The organism is Hydrogenophaga laconesensis, from assembly GCF_031457235.1.
GTDB classification, from domain to species: domain Bacteria; phylum Pseudomonadota; class Gammaproteobacteria; order Burkholderiales; family Burkholderiaceae_C; genus Hydrogenophaga; species Hydrogenophaga laconesensis.
Genome location: NZ_JAVDWE010000039.1, coordinates 1 through 4,815, shown reverse-complemented (window position 1 = coordinate 4,815; position 4,815 = coordinate 1). Strand labels below are relative to the sequence as shown.

The following is a 4,815-nucleotide window of genomic DNA, read 5'->3' as shown; positions in this document are numbered from 1 at the left end:
ATCTGCGCTTCACTGAATCTGGACTTCTTCATGTAGAGACTCCTGCTGAGGGAATTCTCTACTTCCAACTGGTTCAGGTTTTCGAGGGGACTTCAACAGAGCAAGTGGAGCGCCGGGCATTTAACTGCGCCCTCGCAACCGCGAGCCCAGACTCGGGTGCGCTCACGCGCCCCGGTTGCCCAAGGGGTGCCCAGGTTTGGGCCAGGCGGCCCCGCCAGCTCCCCGGCGAGGCCACCTCATTTACTCGCCCCCTGCGCAGCCCATGCGGTCCGATTCCAGGTGCACCAGGCGCGCGGCCTCGTTGGTCAGGGTCAGCGGGAGCAGCTCGTGCGGCACATCCCAGTCGGCGATGCTGTGCGCGGCGGCGGTGATTGCGTCGGTGTATGACATACGGTGATTTCCTTTACTTGAACAGGTACAGAACGAAGGTGATGGCCAGCACGATCAGGCAGGCCGCGAGGATGGGTTTCAGGTAGCAGAGGAGAACGATGCAGACGATGCCGAACGCCCTCGTGCTCGCGAAGAGCATTGAGAGCAGTGCAGCGGCCAGCAGAGCGCTGACGACGGCCGTCACTTGCCGCCCCTGCGGCGCACCTTGGCGTGGGCCTCCAGGCTTGGCGCAAAGACCGAGTCCAGCGGTACTTCGGGATTGCGGACGTGCAGCCGGTTGTTCTCGGCGTCGAGCCCGATCACGCCCAGGTCACGGAGCGCCGCCATGAGGAATCCACCGGTGTTGATGGATCGGCCCTCGTACAGCGGCCGAAAGGCGGACGACGTCAGCGGTGCATCACCCTCCAGCACTGCGCGGATGGCCTCGGCGGACACCCAGTCGCGGGCGAACATGCCCCGCCCTGTGTTGTCGTGGATGCGCATGTAGTGCTCGCCGTCAGCTCCGAGCCGGCCCAGTTGATAGGTCAGCGTGGATCGACCGGAGACCGAGGGACACTGGCCCACGCGGATGACCTGCACGAGGTCGTCGAGGCTCGGCGCTTCATTGATGACGGTTTCTTCGTTGGACATGGATAGCTCCTATTGGTTGGTGGTGTGAATGGCTCAGACGAGCCGGTTGATGACCTCTGTGGGGTACTGACGGATGACCAGCAGAAGCGCGAGCGCCTCCGCCAGATCACGGGGGATACCGGCCTCGAATTGCATGACGGCCGCCCTCTCCTCCCAGGCCTCGCGCAGGTTCTCGTCGAGCAGGTCGGCGAAGTCGGTGACGATGGGGTGGCTACTGGTGCTCATGGGCTACTCCAGACGAAAAAAAACCGCCTCGTGGGCGGTCGTGGACGGGGGGACGGGTGTCAACATTCATGACATTGCCTCCTGACAATGAGCAAGCAATCGGGCATCGACACCGGGGCGCACGGGGACGTACACCACGATGCCGGAGCCGTCATCGCTCAGAACCATGGTCAGCTCAATCCAGCCGTCGTGGGTCTCGATGACATCCAGCGGGCGCTCCAGCAGCGGGAACCCCAGCTCGGCGTCGATCGTTTCGAGTGCATCGCCGGGCTCCACCACGACGATCCGCACCATCTCGGTCAGGTCGCATCCCTCGTCGTCGAGGTCCGCAATCAGACGTGTGATGAGCACGGACAACGATGGCTCCGCAGGATCGGCGCCGGCACCTCGGATTGAGGCCGAATCACGCAATACGCGCATGTGCATTTCTCCTTCTATTGGTGTGAAAACGAAAAAGGCCCCAGCGGCAGAACCGGCTGGAGCCCATCGGGGGTTGTTGCGAAGATCGACTATTGGAAAATTTGGCGCCTCCTAATCAGCGCCCACACCAGCACAGCGGCCAGCAGGACGAGCAGCACGATGACCGCCAGCTTGAGCACCGAGGCCATGGCCAGTGCCGCGCCCAGCCGGAACATGGCGAGTGCGGCCGGGATGGCCAGCGCGGGTATCCAGATCATTGAGACTCCTTTCATGTGGATGGACGTAAAAAAGCGCCCGAGGATTTCTCCGGGGCGCCTGCGGGGACGGTGGACGTGGCTATGGCTTCATTGAACCTTTCGGGTAGAAGATGATGGATGCGGTGCGCGAGCGGGCGAAGTAGCCGAACTGCACACCGGCACCCTCCGAGTTGGAGTAGCGAAAGACGTTGGGCATCAACCGCCGGTACTCCGGAGGGAACTGGTGCTCGATCGGGTAGAACAGCCTCATGTCATCCGTGATGTTGGTCATTCCTCCGAGCGTGGTCGGCGGGTCAACCAGATCAGCAAGGATCTGCAGGATTGCGCCGTCCGGACCCAGATCGACGCGGTAGCGCTCAAGGTTCTTGCTGAACGCCCTGCCAGTCATCTCCATGTGTGCGCAGCGAACCTGCCCGCGCGTGCTCTCCTCCGTGGAGTCGCGACACACGAAGCCCATACGCTGCAGGTCCTCGCGCTTCATGTCGAACCGGATGCCGTTGTGACCGTCGGCCGCATGGGCAGTACCCAGCACGGCCACAGCAAGAGCGATAGCCACCCGCCTCATTCGGACCACCTCGCACGATCAAACAGCGACGGCAGCGCCACGGTGCCCTCCTCCGCGTCCACCACGCACAGCTCCTCGGTGTAGCCACGCTCGCCGCGCCTCTCAACCTTCAAGGCGATGACGATCTTCTTGTCCTTCATCCAGTGCTTTCGCATCTCCACGTCGTCGCTGAACTTCCCCCGGCGCTCCTTGTAGAAGTCCACGCAGGCCTCCGAATACTTCTCCAGATCGGCGCTGGATGGTCCGCCGCATGCGGCCAGGAGGACCAGGGCAGATGCGCCCGTCACCTACGACCAGGGCCGGGAGACGGCCCGCCACAAGGAGTTGACGGCCAACACGGGCATCGCGGTGTACTTTTGCGATCCGCACAGCCACTGGCAGCGAGGCAGCAACGAGAACATCAATGGCCTGGTGCGCCAGTACCTGCCCAAGGGCACGGACCTGAGCGGCTACAGCCAGGAGCAGCTCGATGCCATCGCCGATGAGATCAACAACCGCCCGCGCAAGGGGCTGGGCGTGAGAACGCCGCTGGCGGTGTACCGCCAATTGCTGCTCTCCCACACTGAACCATAATCCAGCCTCGTTCAGTGAAACTGTGGGTGTTGCACTTCAGGTTTGAATCCGCCCTACTTCTTGTGAAACGGCTGCAAGCTCACCGCCGAAACAGATCGGCAGCGACAAAACCCGTAGCTCCTTCGGCGCTTCGCCGCTCAGCACTATTTGACCGCCACAACATCCCAGCGTTCGATCACTACTGGTTTCGCGAGAAGCTCGTCCGCATGCTTCATGAGCGCTGCGGCGATAGGCCCATTGAGGTGGGCGGCTCGCCCATCTTCGGCTTCGAAAGCGTCGAAGATTGCGAAACTGCTGGGACCGAATTTCAAGGCATACCAGACCGGCGTACCGGTCTCCGCTCGTGCAAGTGGAAGCGCTCCTTTAAGGAACTCCTCTAGCGCGGCTTCCTTACCAGGCTTGGCATCGAGCCGAACAAACAAACCCATCTGCGTCATCTTGATGATCTCCTCGGTGAATGGTTGAGGTTTGTGCTGCCAGGACATTTCAATGATCGGCTGCACACCCAAATCTAGCATCGCAACGCCATAAGGGGACTTGGCAAGATTGCCAATTGTGATACCGTTCTCGCCATGATGACATCAACGACAATTTTGGCACTCGATGGCGTGTTCGATACAGGGCTGGCAGCGATACAGGACACCTTGGCGACTGCACGCGACTTGGCTCCCCCTGGCTCCAACGACGCGTGGAAAGCGCAAGTTTTCAGCATCCGCCGCGTAGCACATACCGCGCATGGCCTTGCCATCCCCACCATGCAGGCAGAAGCTCGCTCAAATCCTGAATTTGTGTTTGTCCCAGCCTTGGGTGCCAAGACGGAGGAAGGAATCGAGAAAGCCCTTGCCCATCCGGACGTGCGCCGCGCTGGCGAACTGTTAGGGCGCTGGCAATCGCAAGGAGCCACCATTGCGGCCGCGTGTACGGGGACGTTTGTCTTGGCCGAGGCGGGATTACTCAACGGGCAAGAGGCCACCACAAGTTGGTGGCTCGCTCCCTTCTTTCGCTCGCGCTATCCCGGTGTCACGCTCGATGACAGTCGTTCACTCATACCAGGGAATGCTGTCGTTACTGCAGGCGCGGTGTTGGCACATTTCGACCTGGCGCTTTGGTTCGTTCGTCAACGCAGTCCAGAATTAGCTGACACAGTCGCACGTTACCTCATGCTAGACCCCCGGTCGCCTCACTCCACCTATGCCATTCCCGACCATTTGCGTCACACGGACCGGTTGGTGATGCTCTTCGAAAAGTGGGCTCGTCAAAACCTCGATGCGGGCTTCTCCTTGGGACGGGCTGCGTCCTTTGTCGGCACGAGCGAGCGGACCTTATCTCGCCGGCTTAACACGATCTTGGGTCGTTCGCCCCTGGCATACTTCCAAGACCTTCGTGTTGAGCGAGCAACTTATCTGCTGAAAACGACCCAGCTGAGCATTGACGAGGTCGCAACACGTACCGGCTACGACAACGGGGCCACGCTCCGCACGCTGTTACGCCGAAAGACTGGCCGCACCGCGTCGGAGATCCGACGCTCAAACCAATTGGGAACGTAGATGCGCAAAGCGCGAACCTAAAGCGTACTCGGTCTTCGACCGATCGAGGGTGGACAAGCCTGTGGATAACCGGTGTGAATTTGGTGCGAAAAGTGGGATATCTGCCATTCCAAGGTAAGCCGTCTATGAACCACGCCCTTGCACTTGGAGTCGCAACGATGTGCGCAGGGCAGCCTACAGTCCGTCGAGCGCGATGTTCCAAGGCAGC

The 4,815-nt window shown here is 61.1% G+C and carries 10 protein-coding genes and 1 pseudogene; 2 read left to right on the top strand and 9 right to left on the bottom strand.

Features of this window, described 5'->3' with window-relative positions; genetic code table 11:
- Positions 1-240: 240 nt before the first annotated feature.
- The 8 genes from J2X09_RS26880 to J2X09_RS26845 all read right to left on the bottom strand — a co-directional run bounded on the left by J2X09_RS26880 (position 241) and on the right by J2X09_RS26845 (position 2,690).
- Positions 241-390 (bottom strand): hypothetical protein, encoded by a 150-nt coding sequence (locus J2X09_RS26880; protein WP_204735952.1) that lies wholly within the window; start codon positions 388-390, stop codon positions 241-243.
- Between the two features lie 13 nt (positions 391-403).
- Positions 404-574 (bottom strand): hypothetical protein, encoded by a 171-nt coding sequence (locus tag J2X09_RS26875; RefSeq protein WP_204735953.1) that lies wholly within the window; start codon positions 572-574, stop codon positions 404-406.
- The gene (locus J2X09_RS26870; protein ID WP_204735954.1) at positions 571-1,020 is read right to left on the bottom strand and encodes a hypothetical protein; all 450 of its coding nucleotides are present in this window, start codon (positions 1,018-1,020) and stop codon (positions 571-573) included. Before J2X09_RS26870 ends, J2X09_RS26875 begins: the two co-directional genes overlap by 4 nt.
- A 33-nt stretch (positions 1,021-1,053) precedes the next feature.
- Positions 1,054-1,245: a hypothetical protein gene (locus J2X09_RS26865; protein WP_204735955.1), complete on the bottom strand. Its 192-nt coding sequence runs from the start codon at positions 1,243-1,245 to the stop codon at positions 1,054-1,056.
- A 66-nt stretch (positions 1,246-1,311) separates the two neighbouring features.
- On the bottom strand, positions 1,312-1,665 hold the full coding sequence (locus J2X09_RS26860) for a hypothetical protein (protein WP_204735956.1): 354 nt from the start codon (positions 1,663-1,665) through the stop codon (positions 1,312-1,314).
- Positions 1,666-1,754: 89 nt separating this feature from the next.
- The gene (locus J2X09_RS26855) at positions 1,755-1,922 is read right to left on the bottom strand and encodes a hypothetical protein (protein ID WP_204735957.1); all 168 of its coding nucleotides are present in this window, start codon (positions 1,920-1,922) and stop codon (positions 1,755-1,757) included.
- Between the two features lie 79 nt (positions 1,923-2,001).
- The gene (locus J2X09_RS26850; protein ID WP_204735958.1) at positions 2,002-2,478 is read right to left on the bottom strand and encodes a hypothetical protein; all 477 of its coding nucleotides are present in this window, start codon (positions 2,476-2,478) and stop codon (positions 2,002-2,004) included.
- A 5-nt stretch (positions 2,479-2,483) separates the two neighbouring features.
- Positions 2,484-2,690: a hypothetical protein gene (locus J2X09_RS26845; RefSeq protein WP_204735959.1), complete on the bottom strand. Its 207-nt coding sequence runs from the start codon at positions 2,688-2,690 to the stop codon at positions 2,484-2,486.
- On the opposite strand from J2X09_RS26845, the pseudogene J2X09_RS26840 reads away from it, so the two are divergent.
- Positions 2,686-3,060: pseudogene (locus J2X09_RS26840) on the top strand (IS30 family transposase); the annotation flags it as partial. The gene J2X09_RS26845 and the pseudogene J2X09_RS26840 overlap by 5 nt on opposite strands.
- A 143-nt stretch (positions 3,061-3,203) precedes the next feature.
- On the opposite strand, the gene J2X09_RS26835 reads toward J2X09_RS26840, so the two are convergent.
- Positions 3,204-3,497 (bottom strand): putative quinol monooxygenase, encoded by a 294-nt coding sequence (locus tag J2X09_RS26835; protein WP_204735960.1) that lies wholly within the window; start codon positions 3,495-3,497, stop codon positions 3,204-3,206.
- A gap of 135 nt (positions 3,498-3,632) precedes the next feature.
- Between J2X09_RS26835 and J2X09_RS26830 the strand changes: the two genes are divergently transcribed.
- Positions 3,633-4,607: a GlxA family transcriptional regulator gene (locus J2X09_RS26830; protein ID WP_310309904.1), complete on the top strand. Its 975-nt coding sequence runs from the start codon at positions 3,633-3,635 to the stop codon at positions 4,605-4,607.
- The last annotated feature ends 208 nt before the right edge of the window (positions 4,608-4,815 follow it).

Bases quoted from the DNA above. Each gene is read 5' to 3' on its own strand.
- J2X09_RS26880 (WP_204735952.1), bottom strand. From the start codon at position 390: ATGTCATACACCGACGCAATCACCGCCGCCGCGCACAGCATCGCCGAC.
- J2X09_RS26870 (WP_204735954.1), bottom strand. From the start codon at position 1,020: ATGTCCAACGAAGAAACCGTCATCAATGAAGCGCCGAGCCTCGACGAC.
- J2X09_RS26865 (WP_204735955.1), bottom strand. From the start codon at position 1,245: ATGAGCACCAGTAGCCACCCCATCGTCACCGACTTCGCCGACCTGCTC.
- J2X09_RS26860 (WP_204735956.1), bottom strand. From the start codon at position 1,665: ATGCGCGTATTGCGTGATTCGGCCTCAATCCGAGGTGCCGGCGCCGAT.
- J2X09_RS26855 (WP_204735957.1), bottom strand. From the start codon at position 1,922: ATGATCTGGATACCCGCGCTGGCCATCCCGGCCGCACTCGCCATGTTC.
- J2X09_RS26835 (WP_204735960.1), bottom strand. From the start codon at position 3,497: ATGACGCAGATGGGTTTGTTTGTTCGGCTCGATGCCAAGCCTGGTAAG.
- J2X09_RS26830 (WP_310309904.1), top strand. From the start codon at position 3,633: ATGATGACATCAACGACAATTTTGGCACTCGATGGCGTGTTCGATACA.